Origin of the sequence: Pseudomonas sp. MWU12-3103b, assembly GCF_023100615.1 — a bacterium.
Classification (GTDB): Bacteria; Pseudomonadota; Gammaproteobacteria; order Pseudomonadales; family Pseudomonadaceae; genus Aquipseudomonas; species Aquipseudomonas putida_A.
This window is the reverse complement of record NZ_JALMEY010000003.1, coordinates 372,122-389,307: the sequence shown is the minus strand read 5'-3', so window position 1 is coordinate 389,307 and position 17,186 is coordinate 372,122. Positions and strand designations below refer to the sequence as shown.

The following is a 17,186-nucleotide window of genomic DNA, read 5'->3' as shown; positions in this document are numbered from 1 at the left end:
AGAGGAATCGCCCATGTTCAAAGTCAACGAGTACTTCGACGGCACCGTCAAGTCGATCGCTTTTGGCACCGCTGAAGGTCCGGCGACCATCGGCGTCATGGCCCCGGGCGAATACGAATTCGGCACCGCTCAGCGCGAGATCATGCACGTGGTCTCTGGTGCGCTGACCGTCAAACTGCCGGACAGCAGCGACTGGGAAACCTTCGCCGCCGGCAGCCAGTTCAACGTTCCGGCCAACAGCAAGTTCCAACTGAAAGTCGCCGTTGATACCGCTTACCTGTGCGAATACCGCGGCTAAGCCCACGGTTTTTCCCGGTGCAAAAAAATGCCCGTGTCCATGGACACGGGCATTTTCATTTCTGGCCTCGGTTACTCGAGGATTTCCACCGGCATTCCGACTTCCAGCTGACCATTGCTGTCGTTGACCAAATTTTGCCCGAACATCGCACCATCGGCCTGCGCACGGTATTTCTGCAGGGTTGCCAGCGGTTCGCGATCAGCACTGCGTTCGCCGGTTTGCGGATCGATGGTGGTCAGAATGCAGCGCGAGCAAGGCTTCACCACGCGGAACTCGACGTCACCGATACGAATGCGCTTCCAGCCGTCCTCGGCGAACGCCGCGCTGCCTTCGATCACCAGATTCGGCCGAAAGCGCAGCATCTCCAGCGGTCGTCCGACCTTTTGCACCAGATCCTCAAGTGACGCTTCGCCAATCAGCAACAGCGGGAAACCGTCGGCGAACGCGACCTGATCGTCCTCGCGGCCATAACCGGCCTGCGTCATGCGCGCGCGATCAAGCGGCACCTGCACCAGACGGGTCGGTTTGCCGATGAACTCGCTGACCCAGCGGGCCGCTGCATCACCGGCATCCGGCACGCGCAGGGTGTCACGCCAGATGGTCACACCGCGCAAGTCGGAATCGGCCTCGGGCAATGGCACGTCCAGCGCGGCAAGCCCGGGGGCACTCAGGGTCAGACCGCCCTGCGCATTCCACAGCGCCGACAACTGGCTCATTTTCGCCTCGGCCCGCTGGGTCAGAAAGCGGCCGCTGGCTTCATCCACGAGCATCCAGCGTCGGTCCCCCGCAAGGCCCAGTTTGTCCAGGCCAATCGATTGCAGAATCTCGGGTTTGCCGGATTTCAACGGATAACGATAAAGCGCGCTCAGACGCAGCATGGCCAGCTCCCTGGTGGGCAAAAAAGCCACCCTATACGAGCTTTATCTGTGAATCAAAGACAGATGCGCGCCCCCCTGAAAAGATAACTTTGTGGCGAGGGGATTTATCCCCGATGGGGCGCGAAGCGGCCCCACCTGAATCAAGAAGCGGGACCGCTGCGCAGTCCATCGGGGATAAATCCCCTCGCTACAGGGTTCCGTCAGGCTGGCACTTCATCGAGCATCAGACGCTGACGCACCACATCGACCAGTTTGTCCGGCTGGAATTTGGAGAGGAAGTTGTCGCAACCGACCTTCTTCACCATCGAGTCGTTGAAGCTGCCGGACAGCGAAGTGTGCAACACCACGTACAGACCGCGCAGACGCGGATCGTTGCGAATCTCGGTGGTCAGGCGATAGCCGTCCATTTCCGGCATCTCCGCGTCGGTGAACACCATCAACAGCTTGTCGGTCATGTTCACGCCGGTATCGGCCCAGGCCTTGAGCATGTTCAGCGCCTTCAGACCGTCACTGGCGATGTGCATTTTCACCCCGAGCTGGCCAAGGGTGTCGCGCAGTTGCGAAAGCGCCACGTTGGAGTCGTCCACCAGAAGCACTTCGCGACCACGGGCACGCTCCAGCACCGGATCGTCAAGCTTGTCGCGCGAGACCTTGGCGTTGTACGGGACGATTTCGGCGAGGACTTTCTCGACGTCGATGATTTCCACCAGTTGATCGTCAACCTTGCTGATTGCAGTCAGGTAGTGCTGGCGGCCAGCACTGGTCGGCGGCGGCAGAATGGCTTCCCAGTTCATGTTGACGATGCGATCCACGCCACCGACGAGGAAAGCCTGCACCGAACGGTTGTACTCGGTGACGATGATGGTGCTGTTCGGGCCCGGCACCAGCGGGCGCATGCCGATCGCCTGAGACAGATCGATCACCGGCAGCGTCTGGCCGCGCAGGTTGACCACGCCGCAGACAAACGGGTGACGCTGTGGCATCAAGGTCAGCTTTGGCAGTTGCAGAACTTCCTGAACCTTGAACACGTTGATCGCGAACAATTGGCGTCCGGCCAGTCGAAACATGAGAATTTCCAGGCGATTCTCACCCACCAGTTGCGTGCGTTGGTCTACCGTGTCGAGAATGCCGGCCATCAATGACTCCTGGGCTTGTTCTGATGAATTCACTACTAAGTGGGGTTATCGGCTGTTTATGGCGATTCTTGATCCCCACAAAATTCACCATCAAAATGCCACACACGGGCATTGATGTCACATTAACATCATGGTTTACTGACCCGGTGTTTTCATCTGCTGCATTCTCTTCTGGCGCGACCACAGTTTGCGCCACAGGTTCCCGCGCGTAAGGGAATCCCCTAGGAACAATCAGGCCCAACCTGATGTTCGCAATATCCAATAGCCATTAATGTGACGCCATTCTCATTGCATGAACGGAGTCAGGCTATTGTGTGCGATCGCAGGTCAGTGGAACCCCACCCTCTGGAAAACCTCAGCCAGTGCACTTGCACGGTGGGGCGCGATCTCCCGACGGTTCATGATCGTCGACACACACGGCATTCCCTCATCAGACATGACGCTGTGGAGATAAGCATGCCAATCGACCGTAAAGACTGGGCGCAACGCTTTCCCGAATTCCTCGTCGAAGCTGAAACACTCCTGGCCAAGTCCGAAGAGTGCCTGAGCCACCTGCAATTGATCAGCAACGACAAAGACGCCATCGACTGCATGCGCAACACCCTGCTCAAGCTGGCGAACCGGGCTGAAGCTTTGGCACTGGAGGCGATCTCCGAGTTTTCCCTGCATATTCACAGCCTGCTCGACCACGCGCCGGACCATATCGATCTGCACGCACAGGCGCTGAATGCGCTGCAGGACTGTTTCACCCTGATGGCCTGGCAGATTGAACTGGTCGATCACAATACCGGCCAATTGAGCCTGGATGGCAGCGAACAAACCTCACTGATCGAAGCGTTCGCGTTTCAGGTCGGTCAGAGCCAGTTCAAGCCACCGCTCCGGCCTCAGCCGGTTTCGCTGTTGTCTTATTCCGAGCGTCAGGCGTGATCCGCCGCATTCAAAGCGTAAATCCAGGCTGAAGACGGGAATCGCTGAATGTCGCAATTGAATAGTTCATACCTGCCAGCGACAATTCGAATTAAATAATCACACCTGACACCAGCGGATATTCTGCCGCGGCCTCAGGGTTTGCCTGTGTCTGTGTAACGATCAACTTCGAACCGCACGGATCTCTACCAAGCACAATAAAACGACATTTTCCATAATGGAACTCACGTCCAACATGACGTATTTCCTGACTCATTGGACATATATGGCAAACGCGACCAACGGTATCTTAAGTGGTATTATGCCGACCGTTAGTTGCTTTCAACTAATGGCACAGTGATTCAGCGACTGTCATCCAACGAACTTGATGGTCGAATATCGTTCACTGTACTTCGTTAAAATCAATAACATAATTGACAGCATTTTCAGACAGAGATCCGCCAGCCACCGGCCGGTCTGCCCGTAGCGAACATCCATTGGCTCCATCCGTTATGTACGCCAGCCTCAAGTCAATCATCAAATGGCCACCGTCCCGGGAAAATGCACGCCGGTTCACTCTCATATTGAGTGTCATCGCCGCCGCTGGCAGCCTGCTGACCTACGGATTGTCTGCTCCGCTCTCACTGGGTCTGCTGCTGTTGAATATTGCCGCCACTGCTTGTGTCTGGGTGCAATATCGACTGTCGCGCAAATCGATCAAGTTTCAGCCTCAGGAACTCGCCGATCGTTTGCTGGAAGTCCAGGAAAACGAACGCCACCGTCTCAGCCGTGAACTGCACGACGATATCGGCCAGTTACTGACAGCGGCCAAGCTGCAAAGTGAATGGCTGAAAAAACGCCTGCCAGCCGACTTGCAAGCGCAATGCTCGACACTCTGCGACACCCTTGATGAAACCCTCAACAAGGTGCGCGACGTTTCCGCCATTCTCAATCCGCGCCAACTGACCAGCCTCGGGCTGGAGGCCAGTCTGCGCGCGCACCTGCTCAAGACCCTGGCGAACACCTCGGTGCACTGGAGCCTCGATTGCCAGCAACGGCTCAATGGCATTCCGGAAGAAATGGCGGTCGCTGCCTTTCGCATTGCCCAGGAAGCGGTCACCAACATTCTGCGTCACGCGCAGGCCAGCAATCTGCTGATCCGCGTGCAACGCTTGCCAAAAGGCCTGACGCTGTTGATCAGCGACGACGGCCAAGGCTTTGCGCCTGCCGCGGATCCGGGCCGGGAAGGACAGCGCGGAATGGCCGGGATGGCCGAAAGGATCGAACAGTTGGGCGGCACGCTGAACGTCATCAGCGAGCCGGGCAAAGGCACTCAAATCGAAGCACTATTCCCCTGGGCGCCCCGTGCACTCGAGCGGGCCAGTACGAATAAGGTTATGCGTTGACTTGTAACTTACTTCTGGTGGATGACCACTCGCTGATCAGGGCCGGCGTGCGCGCTCTGGTGCTCGATATTCCCGGTTACGCGGTCGTTGGCGAAGCCAGCGACGGCTCGCAGTTGCTCGAAATGGTCGAGCAACTGGCGCCCGACATCGTGTTGCTGGATATCTCGATGAAGGAAACCGGTGGCCTGGAAGCTTTGCAACGGCTCAAGCGGGTGCGCCCGCAAAGCAAGGTGCTGATTCTCTCGATGCACACCGATCCGGCGCTGATCATGCAGGCGCTGGAGTCCGGCGCGCACGGTTACCTGCTCAAGGACACCACGGCCACCGAGCTTGAACACGCCCTCGAAGCCTTGCGTAATAACGAGCGCTACCTGAGCCCGGCCATCGCCCACACCGTGATCAACCAGGCGCTGACCCGCACGCAGAAAAACCAGCCGGAAGTGGCCGACTCGCACAATCTGACGGCACGCCAGCTGGAAATCCTGCGGTTGATCGTACGCGGCAAATCCACCCGGGAGATCGCCAATGGCCTGGGCCTGAGCATCAAGACCGTCGAGACCCACCGCTCGCAGATCATGAAACGCCTGCAGATCTACGACGTGGCGGGTCTGGTGCTGTTCGCGGTGCGCGAACAGATCATCAGTCTGGACGACTGATCGAACCCGCGCCGCCCAACAGCGGCGAATGCTCCGGCAAATGCACCTGCAAGGCCGCGGGGCGCGCCTCGAAACGCAGGCTGTCGCCCTCCAGCGGCTCGCCGTCAAGGTTGATGCTCAGCCCCTCGGCGACCTTGATTTCGACCCAGGGCAAACGGGCCCGGACAAACATATTGTCGAGGCCGAAGCCGTCGCTGAGCAGGTTCTTCAGCGTGCCCACCAACTCCTGTGGCGCCGGCAGAATACTGATGTCCAATAGACCATCGTCCGCCAGTGCCTGCGGGCACAAGACGTGTCCGCCGCCTGCCTGACGACCGTTGCCGATGCCCAATGCGAGCAGCTCGCCGCTCCAGTGAAAGTCCGGCCCTTGCAGTTCACCGTAAGCCGCGTGCAGCTCACTGAAGCGCGACAAACCGGTGAACAAATAGGCGGCCCCGCCGAGCACTTTTTTCAGATCTTCAGAGGTATTGGCCGTGACCTGGCTGCCGAAACCACCCGTCGCCATGTTCAGGAAAATCTGCCCACCGACTTCGCCCAGGTCAATCTTGCGCGGTGGCACGTCGAGCATTTCCAGTGCTTCGGCCGGCTCCAGCGGGATCCCCGCCGCGCGGGAAAAATCGTTAGCCGTTCCTAGCGGCAACAGCACCAGACTGGCCTCGTCCGGATGCGCGGCAAGCGCTTCAGCGATATCGCGCAACGTGCCATCTCCGCCTCCGGCGATGATCTTCCGATAGCCACTCGCCAGTGCTTCTTCCACCAGACGCTGAGCGTCACCGGCCTCCCAGGTCAGCCTTACGGCCAATTCCCAGCCCTGCTTGCGTTTGCCTTCGACGGCGGCGCGAACCGCCTCATTGAGTGCCTGCTTGCCATGCAGAATCAACAGCGCCCTGCGTTCACTCATTACGGTCACTCCCCAAGATTGAATCGGTATGAAACATCTTGACCACTGGTGCAGGCAAAAAAGCCATGGGAACACCATTTAATTCAAGCGACTGACCTGTTGCGTCCTACGCGACGGTATTTTTTCTTACAACATGTGAGGAATCGGCTCAATTGACCGGACACGATCCTTGATTCACCTTGTGCAGGTGGTATCAATTTTCGATTCAACAACACAAGGATGTGCAGGTAATGATTGGATACACCCTCGGAGCTGTTGGCAGTCTGGATGACGGGAAGGCCGGTGCGCTTACACTTGAAACAGCCGATGGACATTTCCATGCCAAGCCATGAAGCCAGAATTGCAAATAGTCCAGTTGCCCCTCTGGACGAAAGTCGCGCCAGTCACAAATCCGATTTCAGAAAGAACGCCAGAACCGCTGGAGAAGTTGATATGGAACCGCGCGTGACCGAACTGGAAACCCACCTCAAATACATTCGTCGGGATATGGACGAAGTTCGCGGGGATGTAAAGACCATCAAGCACCGTCTCGCCTATTCGGCGGGTGCGACGGCGGTGGTCCTGGGACTGCTGGGATGGGTTGCCAACAGCCGGTTCGATCAGTTGGTCACACTGATGAGCCATTGACAGAGGAATGCAGGCATCGACGCGGTATCGGTCGAGCCTGCAATTACCGGAAGCAGATCAGCCGAGCAGGTCGCTCAGGGGAATGAACCCGACCTCATCGCCTTCTACCAGCGTGCGGCCTTCCAGCACCTCTACCAGACCATCCGCCCAGGCCGCGCTGCGCAGCACACCGGAGCTTTGATTGCGGTAGATGATCGCCCGCCCCTGCTCGAGACGACCGCGCAGGTATTCGCGCCGATTGCCGGCCACAGGCCAGACAAAACCTGCCGGAACCGTAAACTTCAGAGGTTCGACATCCTGTACGCCCTGACGCCGCAGCAAGTAGGGCCGCGTGAGCAGAGCAAAGGTCACCAGCGTCGAAGCGGGGTTGCCCGGCAGGCCGATGACCGGCACCTTGCGAAAATGGCCAACTGTCAGCGGCTTGCCCGGTTTGATGGCCAGTTTCCACAGCGCCAGCTCGCCCTCTTCCCGCAATGCGATGCCAAGAAAATCCGCTTCACCGACCGACACGCCTCCGGTCGAGAGAATCAGGTCGACACCCTGCAAGCCGCCAAGGCGCGCCCGCGTGGTCGCCAGATCGTCCGGAAGAATACCGGCATCAATCACTTCACAACCCAGGCGCTGCAGCCAACTGCACAACACCACCCGATTACTGTTGTAGATCTGCCCCGGCCCCAGCGGCCGGCCCGGCTCGACGAGTTCATCGCCGGTGGAAAGCACCGCCACTCGGACCTTGCGTACCACATTCAGCCCGGCACATCCCAGCGACGCCGCCAGACCTTGTTCGATCGGTCCCAGCCGGGTACCTGCCGCCAGAATCAACTCACCCACGGTGGTTTCCTGGCCTTGCAGGCGAATGTTCTGGCCGACGCTCATGGTTTCGATGAAACGCACGCTGCCGTCGTCCTGAACCTCGGCATTCTCCTGCATTTCCACGCAATCGGCCCCGGCAGGCACTGGCGCACCGGTGAAGATCCGCGCGCAGGTACCGGGCTTCAACGGCTCAGGCGCCTGCCCGGCAAAGACTTTCTGACTGACCGGCAGCGGTGCGCCGTTCCAGTCGGCCAGATTCAGGGCATAACCATCCATGGCGCTATTTGGCCAGGGTGGCAGGTCCAGGGTCGAAACCAGGTCCTCGGCGAGCACCCGCCCCTCGACTTCGGCCAAGGGCAGAAACTCGCGTTCGACAATCGGCGAGGCTTCAGCCATCTCCAGCAGGCGGGCCAGCGCTTGCTCGACAGGCATCAGGCTGCCGGTCTTGCCCGGCTTACCCACGGGATTCACAGGGCGCCGCCTGTTTCAGGTGAGGGACGAAGTTGCACGGACGGTGCCGCGAATCCAGCTGTTCGGCGAGAATGCCGTCCCAACCGGTGCGCACCGCATTGGTCGAACCTGGCAGGCAGCACACCAGTGTGCCATTGGCCAGGCCGGCCAGTGCCCGCGACTGCACGGTCGAAGTACCGATATCGGCCACCGAGATCTGGCGGAACAGTTCACCGAAGCCGTCAACCTGCTTGTCGAGCAGACAAGCCACGGCTTCAGGCGTGCTGTCACGCCCGGTGAAACCAGTGCCGCCGGTAATCAACACAACCTGCACGACGTCCTCGGCAATCCAGTGGGCAACTTGCGCGCGGATCTTGTACAGGTCATCTTTGAGCAAGACCCGTTCGGCCAAGCGGTGGCCGGCAGCAGTCAGGCGGTCGACGAAGACCTGGCCTGAGGTGTCGGTTTCCAGGGTTCGGGTATCGCTGACAGTCAGCACCGCAATGTTCAGCGGCGCAAAAGGTACATCGGCCTTGGCTTTCATTAGGCTCGTCCAGTTGTAGGAGAAACAGCCCGGTGTTATATCACAGCGCCTGAATTTTTCGCCGCCCCGCTGGAGAGCTGCCATGACCTCGAATACGCCATTGCCCCCCTGCTCCATTCTGCTCCTGGCAGGCGGACGCGGCCAGCGCATGGGCGGCCAGGACAAAGGGCTGGTCGAATGGCAGGGTGAGCCGCTGATTGCGCATTTGCAGCGCAAGGTCCGACCGCTGACTGACGATCTGATCATCTCCTGCAATCGCAATCACGAGCGTTATGCAACCTACGCCGATCAATTGGTCAGCGATGAGCAAGGCGATTTTCCCGGTCCCCTGGCCGGCATCCTCGCCGGACTCAAGGCAGCCCGCCAACCACACCTGCTGGTCTTGCCCTGCGATGTGCCGCGAATCGACGCCGCGCTGTTGCAGGACATGCGTGAAACCGCCGGCCGGTTTCCTGAAAAACCTTTAATGTTGCGTCACGACGACCACTGGGAACCCCTGCTGTGTGTAATTCCCGTCGCCCTGTTGCCCGCCTTCGAAACCGCGTGGAACGCCGGCGAACGCAGCCCCGGCCGGATCATGCGCAATCTCGGCGCGACTGCCCTGCAATGCCCGGACAATGACCCGCGACTGGCCAACCTGAACACCCCCGAACTGTTAAATACGCACAACACTGTGTCAGACTGACAGCATTCAAGGAACTCTCACGCCTTGTACACGTCTCAAGCTCAGTAACCAAAAGTATTCCCATTCGGAGACACACCCATGACTCAACGGACCCTCGCCACTTTCATGCTCGCACTGGGCCTGGCTACCCTCGCTGGTTGCTCGTCGCCAACAGTGATCACCTTGAATGACGGTCGCGAAATCCAGGCCGTCGACACCCCGAAATATGATGAAGATTCGGGCTTCTACGAGTTCAAGCAACTCGACGGCAAAGAGACCCGCATCAACAAGGATCAGGTTCGTACCGTTAAAGAGCTGTAAGCTTTACGTCGATACCGGATACAGAAAAGCCCGCATCAATGCGGGCTTTTTCATGGGTGAGGGGAAAGTGAATGGCGTCACCACTGCAGGGTGATCTGACTTTCGAACTCGCGTTCTTCGCCGGTCACCGGGTCGACAAACCGCAGCCCCTGTGCCAACAGCTTCAACGGATTGGCATAGTCATCCTCAACGTCTTTCAACACATCCGGGTAGAACGGATCGTTACAGATACTCGCCCCTAGCGCGGTCATATGCACCCTTAGCTGATGCTTCTTGCCGGTCACCGGGTACAGGCCGTAGCGCCACAGATCACCATTCTTTTCCCGGACTTCCACCGCCGTTTCAGTATTGGCGACACCTGGGCCTTCCTGCATGCGGAAGAACGGTTCGCCGTCGATCAGGCGACTTTTATGCACCAGGGGAAATTCCAGCTCCGGCAGCGCACGGGCAATCGCCTCATAGCGTTTATCGATCTGCCGCGTAGGGAACAGCGACTGATAAGCGGAGCGGGTTTGTGGGTTAGCCGAAAAGATCACCAAGCCTGCCGTGTGCCGGTCAATGCGGTGCAGTGGCACCAGATGCGGATTATCGAGGCGGCGGATCAGACGACGCAGCAACGTCTGTTCGACGTACTCGCCGGCCGGCGTCACCGGCAGGAAGTGCGGCTTGTCCGCCACCACCAGATGTTCGTCCGCATACAGGATCGACTCCACCACCGGGATCGGTTTTTCATCCGGCACTTCACGGAAGTAGTGAATACGCAGGCCTTCCTTGTACGGCAGATCCAGCGCAATCGGCTGTCCCTGCCCATCCAGTACCCGGCCCCGGGCGATCCGGTCCAGCCATTGCTCGCGACTGATCGCACTGAAATGCTCACACAGGCAATCAAGGACGGTAGGCCAACTGCCCGGAGGAAGGTAAAGGGTGCTGGCCTGATTCTGCGCAGCGGAAAACGTTGGTGTGGACATACGGAAATTCGAACCCTCAATGCAGGTCGGCATTATCCAACACTGAGCGATACGAACCTAGCGCCGATTCCACCGCCCGCTTCAGGCCGGGATCGACTTGAGCGCGGCGGCTTCGGTGAATTCCTTGAGCCAGCGCAGCACATCGACCGCCTCCCAGCGCCCCGGGTCATACAAGGCGTACAGCAAGCCCTGATAACCGACCACATCCAGCTGCTTGTGATAACCGGCACGCTGGAACAGCGCCTCGATCTCGGCAAAACAGGTGTTGAAATGCAGTTTGTTGAAAGGCGTCTTGCCCTCCGTGACCAGCCCGTCCAGGCGCAACTCGAGGACCGCCTCGCGCACCACGTCAACCGACATCCGGTTCACGCTGTTCTTCAACTGTTCGACATTGACCACGGTTCGTCCCTCTGACTGCCGGATTCACCTGCTCAAGTCATCAAAAGCAGCAGGCCCATCCAATTACTGTATGCACATACAGTAACCGAATAATCCGCAAAGTGCCAAGGGAAGGATGCGCGGTCACGACCGGCGGAAAGCCATGTCGCGTCACCGAAGAAAAGGCTCAGCGCAGGAATGCCACGACCTGATCGGCATTGAACGGCCAGCTCAGCTCCGCACCATTATCAACACGGCGCAGCACCGGAATCCGCAGGCCGTAAGCCTCGAACCAGGATTCATCGTCGGCAATATCCACCAGTTCGACCAGCAGACCGTGCTCGACGAAAGGCATCAACTCGGCTTCTGCCAACTCACACAAATGGCATCCCAAGGTGCCGAACAACTGACATTCAGGAGGCATGATCGCTCAACCGGGAAAATGAGCATTCATTCTAGGCCTGCCTCGAAAACCCGTCGAGCCGCTGCCGCCCAAAGGCCCGAGCACGGCAACCAGTACGCAAAACCCTGACGCAAATCAGTCCAGAGAAAAGCCAATCAGGCCATGCTCCCGGGCTTTTTGCCTCTACGCTTGAGAAGCCTGAGCCTGACATCGGAGTGCCTTGTGTTTGCCAACCTACTGATCATCCTCGCCTCATCCCTGGTGATGATTGCCCTGTTTCGCCGCCTGCGCTTGCCGCCGGTGCTGGGCTATCTGTGCGTTGGCCTGATGGTGGGGCCGACCGCGTTCAACTGGGTCAACGAGAGCGAGCACCTGCCGGACGTGGCCGAGTTGGGCGTGGTGTTTCTGCTGTTTTCGCTGGGCCTGGAGTTTTCCCTGTCGAAAATGATCGCGCTGCGCCAGGTGGTGTTTCGCCTGGGCAGTCAGCAGGTGTTGCTCAGTACTGCGTTACTGGGATTGGTGCTGATCCTGCTGGGCATGCCGGTGACCCCGGCCCTGCTGCTTGGCGCAGGGCTATCGTTGTCGTCGACGGCGATTGTCACCAAGGAGTTGAGCAGCCTGGGCGAGGTGTTCAGCAGTCACGGGCAAAACGCGGTCGGGGTCCTGCTGTTTCAGGACGTGGTGGCGGTGTTATTGCTGACCTTGGTGCCAGTGTTTGCCGGCAGCAGCGAACAGGCCTGGTACTGGGCCTTGCCGCTGACGCTGGTAAAGACCGTGGTGCTGTTTTTCGGTCTGCTGCTGGCCAGCCGCTGGTTGCTGCCACGGCTGTTCCACGAAGTGGCGGCCTCGCGCTCGGCGGAATTGTTCGTCCTACTTGCGCTGGTGATTGTGCTGCTGACCGCCTGGCTGACGCACCTGCTGGGCCTGTCCCCTGCCCTCGGCGCATTTCTGGCCGGCATGCTGCTGGGCGAGAGCCACTATCGCCATCAGATCGAGGCCGACATCCGGCCGTTTCGCGACATCCTGCTCGGGGTGTTTTTCGTCAGCATCGGCATGCTGATCGACCTGCAACTGTTCGTCAGTCACAGCCTGTTGATTATTGGCCTGACCCTCGGCCTGATGCTGATCAAAGGCACGGTCGTCGCGCTTTTGGTGAAGTGGCGCGGCAGCGATCACGAAACCGCCTGGCGCAGCGGCCTGGCGTTGGCGCAGGGCGGGGAATTCTGCTTTGCGTTGATGGCGCAGATGCAGCAAAACCGCATGCTGCCTGACGAGCTGGGCGGCCTGCTGCTGGCGGCGACGTTCTGCTCGATGTTGCTGACCCCGCTATTGTTGCGCGGGGCACCGAAAATTGCCCTGCGCCTGCATCGCAAGCCGAATCAGGAGGCGCAAATCGAGGAAATCAGCGCCCTCAATGCCGGTCTGGATCAACATGTGGTGATTTGCGGCTACGGGCGCGTTGGCCAGTCCATCGGCCGCTTCATGCGCAATGCCAATCAACCTTACATCGCGTTGGACAACGATCCGGTGCGCGTGCAGGAAGCCGCGTCCGAGGAAAGTGATGTGCATTATGGCGATTCATCGCGCGGTGACTTGCTGACGGCCATCGGATTGTTGCGCGCGAAACTGCTGGTGATCGCCGTGGATCAGAGCGATGTCAGCCTGCGGATTCTCAAGGAAGCGCGCCGGCTCAATGCGCGGATACCGATTCTGGTGCGCACCCGCGACGACAGCCAATGGGCGGAGCTGAAGGCTGCCGGCGCCACCGAAGTGGTGCCGGAGCTATTGGAGTCGAGCCTGATGCTCGCCTCCCACGCCTTGATCATGCTCGGTCTGCCAGCTCATCAGGTACAGGAGAAAGTCGACCAGGTGCGCATCAATCGCTATCGCCTGTTGCATGGCTTTTACCCCGGCACCGACGACAAGGAAACTTAGTCCTGACTGACCGCGCCGATCTTGTGCAGCGACAGGTCGGCGCCGTAATACTCTTGTTCCTGACTCAGGCGCAGGCCGTGCAAGGCCTTGATCACGCCGTAAACGGCGAATCCGCCGAGCAATGCGACCACCACACCGAGCGCAGTGCCGATCAACTGACTGATCAGGCTGACGCCACCGAGGCCACCCAGCGCAGTCTGGCCGAAGATGCCGCAAGCGATCCCGCCCCACACCCCGCACAAACCGTGCAACGGCCAGACGCCGAGTACATCGTCGATACGCCATTTGACTTGCGCGGCGGTAAAGCACCAGACAAACAGTGCACCGGCAATCGCGCCGGTGACCAAGGCACCCACCGGATGCATCAGGTCGGAACCGGCGCAGATCGCTACCAGTCCGGCCAACGGGCCGTTGTGCAGAAAGCCCGGGTCATTGCGCCCGACAATCAACGCCGCCACCGTGCCGCCGACCATGGCCATCAGCGAGTTGACCGCCACCAGACCGCTGACGCCCTGCAAGGTCTGCGCGCTCATCACGTTGAAGCCGAACCAGCCGACAATCAGAATCCACGAGCCCAGCGCCAGAAACGGAATGCTCGACGGCGCGAACGCCACCAGCCGCCCTTCGCGATAACGGCCGTTACGCGGGCCGAGCAGCAAAACCGCCGCCAGTGCCAGCCAGCCGCCCATGGCGTGCACCACCACCGATCCGGCGAAATCATGGAACGCCGCGCCAAAGCGCGCCGTCAGCCAGGCCTGCAGACCGAAGTTGCCGTTCCAGACCATGCCCTCGAAAAACGGGTAGATGAACGCCACGATCAGCGCCGTTGCACACAACTGCGGAACGAAGCGCGCACGCTCGGCAATCCCGCCGGAGATGATCGCCGGAATTGCCGCTGCAAACGTCAGCAGGAAGAAAAACTTCACCAGCCCATATCCGTGATCGGCACTCAGCACCGCCGCCGGTTGCATGAAGGTGACCCCATAGGAGATCCAATAGCCTATAAAGAAATAGGCCAGGGTCGAAACGGCAAAGTCGCTGAGGATCTTCGACAGTGCGTTGACCTGGTTTTTCTGGCGCACCGTGCCGACTTCAAGGAAGGCGAAACCGGCGTGCATCGCCAGCACCATCACCGCACCGATCAGAATGAACAACGTGTTGGAGCTGTGAACCAGCGTGTCCACAGCGCTTTGCAGATTTTCCATAAAGAGGCAGACCTGAAGGCTAAAAAGGCACCAAAGCGGTTCGCGCGGACAATTCATGCACCAAGTTGCGACCGGTCGGTCTGCGCAATGAAGCTGCGATGAACCGGTTTGGCGCACAAGGTCGATGTCCTGACACGAACCAGGATTATTTGAGTTAAGGTTTTGCTGCATGTACGCCCGCCAACAGCGCACGGCGGCAGCAGAGCGCACCACGACATAGCAAAAGCTGTACCAGTCATTTGTACTGAACCTTCGCGCAAGGCTCATACTCGAACGCTTCAGACGTCACTTACGGAGATCCACCCATGGCCAGCATCAAGGCAAAGACTGCTCAAGAAATCCTGATGAACGACTTCCAGACTCTGGTCGCCGACACCGAGCGGCTGCTCGAACACACCGCGTCCCTCGCGGGCGATCAGGCCGATGAGCTGCGTGATCAGATCCACGACAGCCTGTTGCGCGCCCGGGAAACCCTGAAGCTGACCGAAGACACCCTGCGCGATCGCGGTCAGGCGGCGGTCACCGCCACCGAAGACTACGTGTCCGCCAATCCTTGGCAGTCGGTGGGCATCGCCGCCGGGGTGGGCTTCCTGATTGGCCTGCTGGCCACTCGGCGCTGATCATGTCGATCGGCGAATCCGGCCTGGGGTCGGGCACCACCTCCTCCACGCGGCGCCTGGGCGCCGCTGTTCTCGGCCTGCTGCACAGCCATGTCGAACTGTTCGGCATTGAATTGCAGGAGCAGAAAGCACGCACCGTCAGCCTGTTGCTGTTCGCAGGGCTGGCGCTGGTGTTTGCGTTGCTGTTGCTGATCGGCCTGTCTGCCTTGGTATTGATCCTGCTCTGGGACACTTATCGCCTGGCCGGGATCATCGGCCTGTGCGTGTTCTACGTCCTGGCGGCGGGGTTCTGTGGATTGCGTCTGAAGGCCGCGGTCTTCGATGAATCCTCGCCCTTCCACGGCACCCTGGAAGAATTGGCCAATGATCGGGAGCGCCTGCTGCCATGAGCCTGCCTGAACTGCCACACAACAGCTCGCGCCGGGAAATGCGCAAGGCGCTGATCCGCCTGCGCATGGAAATGCATCGTCAGGAAATCCGCCACGAAGCCGGGCAAGTGCTGCAGCCCTTGCAGCGCATGCGCGGCATGACGCAAAACCTGCAAGGCGGCTTCGGCATCAAGCACGCGCCGCTTTGGGGCGTGGCCGCCGTCACCCTGCTAGGCTTCATCACCGGCAAAGGCGCAAAAAGCGGCGGTGTTGGCGGGCTGACCCGGCTGATACGGCTGGGCACCAGCCTCGGGCCACTGATCAAACTGGTCATGCAGAGTTCGGGCAAACGCTAAGCCGACGCATCTGGCTACATTCTTGCAATATCCGCGGGATGAACCTCTTTACCCGGAGGTTCAATCCCGCGCGCCTACCCGGTCGGCGGGGTTCATCCAGAACAAGAACGACTAAGGAGGCCCCGTGATCGACGGGCAACCGCTCGCCTGCTTTCAACCTTTCATCGATACCGCCACCGGACGTATTGCAGGCGTCGAAGCATTGGGTCGCCTGCGCCAGCCTGACGGCCAACTGGCCTCGGTCGGGCCATTGTTTGCCGACCCACGCACACCCGCCATCGCCCTGCGCCGGCTCGACCGACAGATCCGCGACAACGCCCTGAGCCGACTGCATGAAGCCCCCGCCGAGTGGTTTCTCAGCCTGAACATGTCGCCGCGCTGGATCAGTCGCCTGCGCGCCGATCAACCACTGCCCAGCCTCAAGCAGATGCTGCGCCACGGCGTCGATCCGCAACGCATCGTGTTCGAGATCACTGAACTGGGCGGCAATGGTCAGCGTCTGGCCGAAGTGGTGGCACGCTACCGCGAGGCCGGAGCGCGGATCGCCATCGATGACTTCGGCGCCGGTTACTCGCAGCTCGATCGGGTGCTGGCGTTGCAGCCGGACATTCTCAAACTCGACATGCGCCTGTTTCAGGCTGCCGCACTGGGCGGGCCGAGCAGTGACGTGGTCAAGGCTCTGGCGCAAATGGCCGAAAAAACCGGCTGCTGGATCATCGCCGAAGGCGTGGAAACCGAGGCCCAGCTCAATTTCGCCCTGGAATGCGGTTCGCGCTACGTTCAGGGTTTCCTGTTCGCCCGGGCGCAGGAGGCGTTTTATCCAACCGACGCCTTCGTGCAGCGCTTCGCCGAACTGCGCCAGCGTTACGTGCGGCAGAAACTGGCCGAACGCGGGCGCCTGATGCAGATGCGCCAGCAACTCGGCGAACTGATGGCGATCCTCCAGAGCTGGGCTCAGGCCCACGCGCCGCTGAGTGCGCTGCCGCAACTGGAAGCATTCCCGTGGTTGCTGCGGTTCTACCAATGCGACCGTCACGGCACCCAACTCACGCCCAACCTCGAATGGCGCAACAACGGCTGGGTCGCCGATAACCGCTATCTGGGCCACAACTGGTCATGGCGTCCGTACTTCTATCATTTGCTCGCCGAAGGCTGGGAAGAGCGGCGCCTGACCCTGTCCAGCACCTACCGCGATGCCACCAGCAACCAGTATTGCCTGACCGCCGGGCAGTTCTTCGATAACGGCGAGCGCCTGCTGCTGATCGATATTGATGCCGCGGGCTTGTAGTTCCGCTTGCAGGTGTGTGGCTGAACCGGGAAGCTAGGGCAACAGTCATCCCAGTCACCGACGGA

At 59.9% G+C, this 17,186-nt stretch carries 21 protein-coding genes; 12 read left to right on the top strand and 9 right to left on the bottom strand.

Annotated elements, in window-relative coordinates:
* Nucleotides 1-13: 13 nt before the first annotated feature.
* Nucleotides 14-298 carry a pyrimidine/purine nucleoside phosphorylase gene (locus tag M0808_RS07895; protein WP_003226701.1) on the top strand — a complete coding sequence of 95 codons (285 nt, stop codon included), beginning with the start codon at nucleotides 14-16 and terminating at the stop codon, nucleotides 296-298.
* A gap of 71 nt (nucleotides 299-369) precedes the next feature.
* Here the strand turns inward: M0808_RS07895 and M0808_RS07890 are convergent, their stop codons facing one another.
* Together M0808_RS07890 and M0808_RS07885 are read right to left on the bottom strand one after the other, a co-directional pair.
* The gene (locus tag M0808_RS07890; protein WP_097088280.1) at nucleotides 370-1,176 is read right to left on the bottom strand and encodes an MOSC domain-containing protein; all 807 of its coding nucleotides are present in this window, start codon (nucleotides 1,174-1,176) and stop codon (nucleotides 370-372) included.
* 200 nt (nucleotides 1,177-1,376) lie between these two features.
* Nucleotides 1,377-2,312, bottom strand: coding sequence for a chemotaxis protein CheV (locus M0808_RS07885; protein ID WP_003226705.1), 936 nt, complete (start codon nucleotides 2,310-2,312; stop codon nucleotides 1,377-1,379).
* A 456-nt stretch (nucleotides 2,313-2,768) separates the two neighbouring features.
* On the opposite strand from M0808_RS07885, the gene M0808_RS07880 reads away from it, so the two are divergent.
* The 3 genes from M0808_RS07880 to M0808_RS07870 all read left to right on the top strand — a co-directional run bounded on the left by M0808_RS07880 (nucleotide 2,769) and on the right by M0808_RS07870 (nucleotide 5,280).
* Entirely contained in the window at nucleotides 2,769-3,239 is a 471-nt protein-coding gene (locus M0808_RS07880) for a hypothetical protein (protein ID WP_247840585.1), read from the top strand.
* A gap of 491 nt (nucleotides 3,240-3,730) precedes the next feature.
* Nucleotides 3,731-4,624, top strand: coding sequence for a sensor histidine kinase (locus M0808_RS07875; protein WP_027613415.1), 894 nt, complete (start codon nucleotides 3,731-3,733; stop codon nucleotides 4,622-4,624).
* Nucleotides 4,621-5,280 carry a response regulator transcription factor gene (locus M0808_RS07870; protein WP_007969079.1) on the top strand — a complete coding sequence of 220 codons (660 nt, stop codon included), beginning with the start codon at nucleotides 4,621-4,623 and terminating at the stop codon, nucleotides 5,278-5,280. Before M0808_RS07875 ends, M0808_RS07870 begins: the two co-directional genes overlap by 4 nt.
* Here the strand turns inward: M0808_RS07870 and yegS are convergent.
* Entirely contained in the window at nucleotides 5,264-6,181 is a 918-nt protein-coding gene (yegS, locus tag M0808_RS07865) for a lipid kinase YegS (RefSeq protein ID WP_096794975.1), read from the bottom strand. The two genes, M0808_RS07870 and yegS, sit on opposite strands and share 17 nt — an antisense overlap.
* A 318-nt stretch (nucleotides 6,182-6,499) precedes the next feature.
* Between yegS and M0808_RS07860 the strand changes: the two genes are divergently transcribed.
* Nucleotides 6,500-6,808, top strand: a complete 309-nt coding sequence (locus tag M0808_RS07860; protein WP_171061883.1) for a hypothetical protein — start codon at nucleotides 6,500-6,502, stop codon at nucleotides 6,806-6,808.
* A 57-nt stretch (nucleotides 6,809-6,865) separates the two neighbouring features.
* Here M0808_RS07860 and glp read toward each other — a convergent pair whose 3' ends face one another.
* Together glp and moaB are read right to left on the bottom strand one after the other, a co-directional pair.
* The gene (gene glp, locus M0808_RS07855) at nucleotides 6,866-8,053 is read right to left on the bottom strand and encodes a gephyrin-like molybdotransferase Glp (RefSeq protein WP_247840644.1); all 1,188 of its coding nucleotides are present in this window, start codon (nucleotides 8,051-8,053) and stop codon (nucleotides 6,866-6,868) included.
* Between the two features lie 22 nt (nucleotides 8,054-8,075).
* Complete coding sequence (gene moaB / locus M0808_RS07850; protein WP_003226719.1) at nucleotides 8,076-8,615, bottom strand: molybdenum cofactor biosynthesis protein B; 540 nt, start codon at nucleotides 8,613-8,615, stop codon at nucleotides 8,076-8,078.
* 82 nt (nucleotides 8,616-8,697) lie between these two features.
* Here moaB and mobA point away from each other — a divergent pair, with 82 nt between their 5' ends.
* Together mobA and M0808_RS07840 are read left to right on the top strand one after the other, a co-directional pair.
* The gene (gene mobA, locus M0808_RS07845; RefSeq protein WP_247840583.1) at nucleotides 8,698-9,300 is read left to right on the top strand and encodes a molybdenum cofactor guanylyltransferase MobA; all 603 of its coding nucleotides are present in this window, start codon (nucleotides 8,698-8,700) and stop codon (nucleotides 9,298-9,300) included.
* Nucleotides 9,301-9,378: 78 nt separating this feature from the next.
* A complete protein-coding gene (locus M0808_RS07840; protein ID WP_003226722.1) occupies nucleotides 9,379-9,600 on the top strand; it encodes a YgdI/YgdR family lipoprotein in 222 nt (73 codons plus the stop codon).
* Nucleotides 9,601-9,677: 77 nt separating this feature from the next.
* On the opposite strand, the gene M0808_RS07835 is transcribed toward M0808_RS07840, so the two are convergent.
* From M0808_RS07835 to M0808_RS07825, 3 genes are all read right to left on the bottom strand, one after another.
* Nucleotides 9,678-10,568 carry a pseudouridine synthase gene (locus M0808_RS07835; RefSeq protein ID WP_135296283.1) on the bottom strand — a complete coding sequence of 297 codons (891 nt, stop codon included), beginning with the start codon at nucleotides 10,566-10,568 and terminating at the stop codon, nucleotides 9,678-9,680.
* 81 nt (nucleotides 10,569-10,649) lie between these two features.
* Nucleotides 10,650-10,967: a transcriptional regulator gene (locus M0808_RS07830; protein WP_003226726.1), complete on the bottom strand. Its 318-nt coding sequence runs from the start codon at nucleotides 10,965-10,967 to the stop codon at nucleotides 10,650-10,652.
* A 166-nt stretch (nucleotides 10,968-11,133) separates the two neighbouring features.
* Complete coding sequence (locus M0808_RS07825; RefSeq protein ID WP_247840581.1) at nucleotides 11,134-11,370, bottom strand: glutaredoxin family protein; 237 nt, start codon at nucleotides 11,368-11,370, stop codon at nucleotides 11,134-11,136.
* A gap of 201 nt (nucleotides 11,371-11,571) precedes the next feature.
* Here M0808_RS07825 and M0808_RS07820 point away from each other — a divergent pair, with 201 nt between their 5' ends.
* The gene (locus tag M0808_RS07820) at nucleotides 11,572-13,284 is read left to right on the top strand and encodes a monovalent cation:proton antiporter-2 (CPA2) family protein (protein ID WP_247840579.1); all 1,713 of its coding nucleotides are present in this window, start codon (nucleotides 11,572-11,574) and stop codon (nucleotides 13,282-13,284) included.
* Here M0808_RS07820 and M0808_RS07815 read toward each other — a convergent pair.
* Nucleotides 13,281-14,489, bottom strand: coding sequence for an ammonium transporter (locus M0808_RS07815; protein ID WP_027613424.1), 1,209 nt, complete (start codon nucleotides 14,487-14,489; stop codon nucleotides 13,281-13,283). The two genes, M0808_RS07820 and M0808_RS07815, sit on opposite strands and share 4 nt — an antisense overlap.
* Nucleotides 14,490-14,794: 305 nt before the next feature.
* Between M0808_RS07815 and M0808_RS07810 the strand changes: the two genes are divergently transcribed.
* The 4 genes from M0808_RS07810 (at nucleotide 14,795) to M0808_RS07795 (ending at nucleotide 17,121) form a co-directional block, all read left to right on the top strand.
* On the top strand, nucleotides 14,795-15,109 hold the full coding sequence (locus tag M0808_RS07810) for a DUF883 family protein (protein ID WP_003226733.1): 315 nt from the start codon (nucleotides 14,795-14,797) through the stop codon (nucleotides 15,107-15,109).
* 2 nt (nucleotides 15,110-15,111) lie between these two features.
* A complete protein-coding gene (locus M0808_RS07805; protein WP_003226735.1) occupies nucleotides 15,112-15,498 on the top strand; it encodes a phage holin family protein in 387 nt (128 codons plus the stop codon).
* A complete protein-coding gene (locus M0808_RS07800; RefSeq protein WP_027613426.1) occupies nucleotides 15,495-15,833 on the top strand; it encodes a hypothetical protein in 339 nt (112 codons plus the stop codon). The genes M0808_RS07805 and M0808_RS07800 overlap by 4 nt, the downstream gene beginning before the upstream one ends.
* Nucleotides 15,834-15,957: 124 nt before the next feature.
* Nucleotides 15,958-17,121 carry an EAL domain-containing protein gene (locus M0808_RS07795; protein ID WP_096794968.1) on the top strand — a complete coding sequence of 388 codons (1,164 nt, stop codon included), beginning with the start codon at nucleotides 15,958-15,960 and terminating at the stop codon, nucleotides 17,119-17,121.
* The last annotated feature ends 65 nt before the right edge of the window (nucleotides 17,122-17,186 follow it).

Excerpts from the sequence above, each read along its gene's own strand:
- M0808_RS07890 (WP_097088280.1), bottom strand. The coding sequence starts at position 1,176 with ATGCTGCGTCTGAGCGCGCTTTATCGTTATCCGTTGAAATCCGGCAAA.
- M0808_RS07880 (WP_247840585.1), top strand. The coding sequence starts at position 2,769 with ATGCCAATCGACCGTAAAGACTGGGCGCAACGCTTTCCCGAATTCCTC.
- M0808_RS07800 (WP_027613426.1), top strand. The coding sequence starts at position 15,495 with ATGAGCCTGCCTGAACTGCCACACAACAGCTCGCGCCGGGAAATGCGC.
- moaB (WP_003226719.1), bottom strand. The coding sequence starts at position 8,615 with ATGAAAGCCAAGGCCGATGTACCTTTTGCGCCGCTGAACATTGCGGTG.
- M0808_RS07825 (WP_247840581.1), bottom strand. The coding sequence starts at position 11,370 with ATGCCTCCTGAATGTCAGTTGTTCGGCACCTTGGGATGCCATTTGTGT.
- mobA (WP_247840583.1), top strand. The coding sequence starts at position 8,698 with ATGACCTCGAATACGCCATTGCCCCCCTGCTCCATTCTGCTCCTGGCA.
- M0808_RS07805 (WP_003226735.1), top strand. The coding sequence starts at position 15,112 with ATGTCGATCGGCGAATCCGGCCTGGGGTCGGGCACCACCTCCTCCACG.
- M0808_RS07860 (WP_171061883.1), top strand. The coding sequence starts at position 6,500 with ATGCCAAGCCATGAAGCCAGAATTGCAAATAGTCCAGTTGCCCCTCTG.
- M0808_RS07875 (WP_027613415.1), top strand. The coding sequence starts at position 3,731 with ATGTACGCCAGCCTCAAGTCAATCATCAAATGGCCACCGTCCCGGGAA.
- glp (WP_247840644.1), bottom strand. The coding sequence starts at position 8,053 with ATGCCTGTCGAGCAAGCGCTGGCCCGCCTGCTGGAGATGGCTGAAGCC.
- M0808_RS07835 (WP_135296283.1), bottom strand. The coding sequence starts at position 10,568 with ATGTCCACACCAACGTTTTCCGCTGCGCAGAATCAGGCCAGCACCCTT.
- M0808_RS07885 (WP_003226705.1), bottom strand. The coding sequence starts at position 2,312 with ATGGCCGGCATTCTCGACACGGTAGACCAACGCACGCAACTGGTGGGT.
- M0808_RS07815 (WP_027613424.1), bottom strand. The coding sequence starts at position 14,489 with ATGGAAAATCTGCAAAGCGCTGTGGACACGCTGGTTCACAGCTCCAAC.
- M0808_RS07840 (WP_003226722.1), top strand. The coding sequence starts at position 9,379 with ATGACTCAACGGACCCTCGCCACTTTCATGCTCGCACTGGGCCTGGCT.
- M0808_RS07810 (WP_003226733.1), top strand. The coding sequence starts at position 14,795 with ATGGCCAGCATCAAGGCAAAGACTGCTCAAGAAATCCTGATGAACGAC.
- M0808_RS07895 (WP_003226701.1), top strand. The coding sequence starts at position 14 with ATGTTCAAAGTCAACGAGTACTTCGACGGCACCGTCAAGTCGATCGCT.
- yegS (WP_096794975.1), bottom strand. The coding sequence starts at position 6,181 with ATGAGTGAACGCAGGGCGCTGTTGATTCTGCATGGCAAGCAGGCACTC.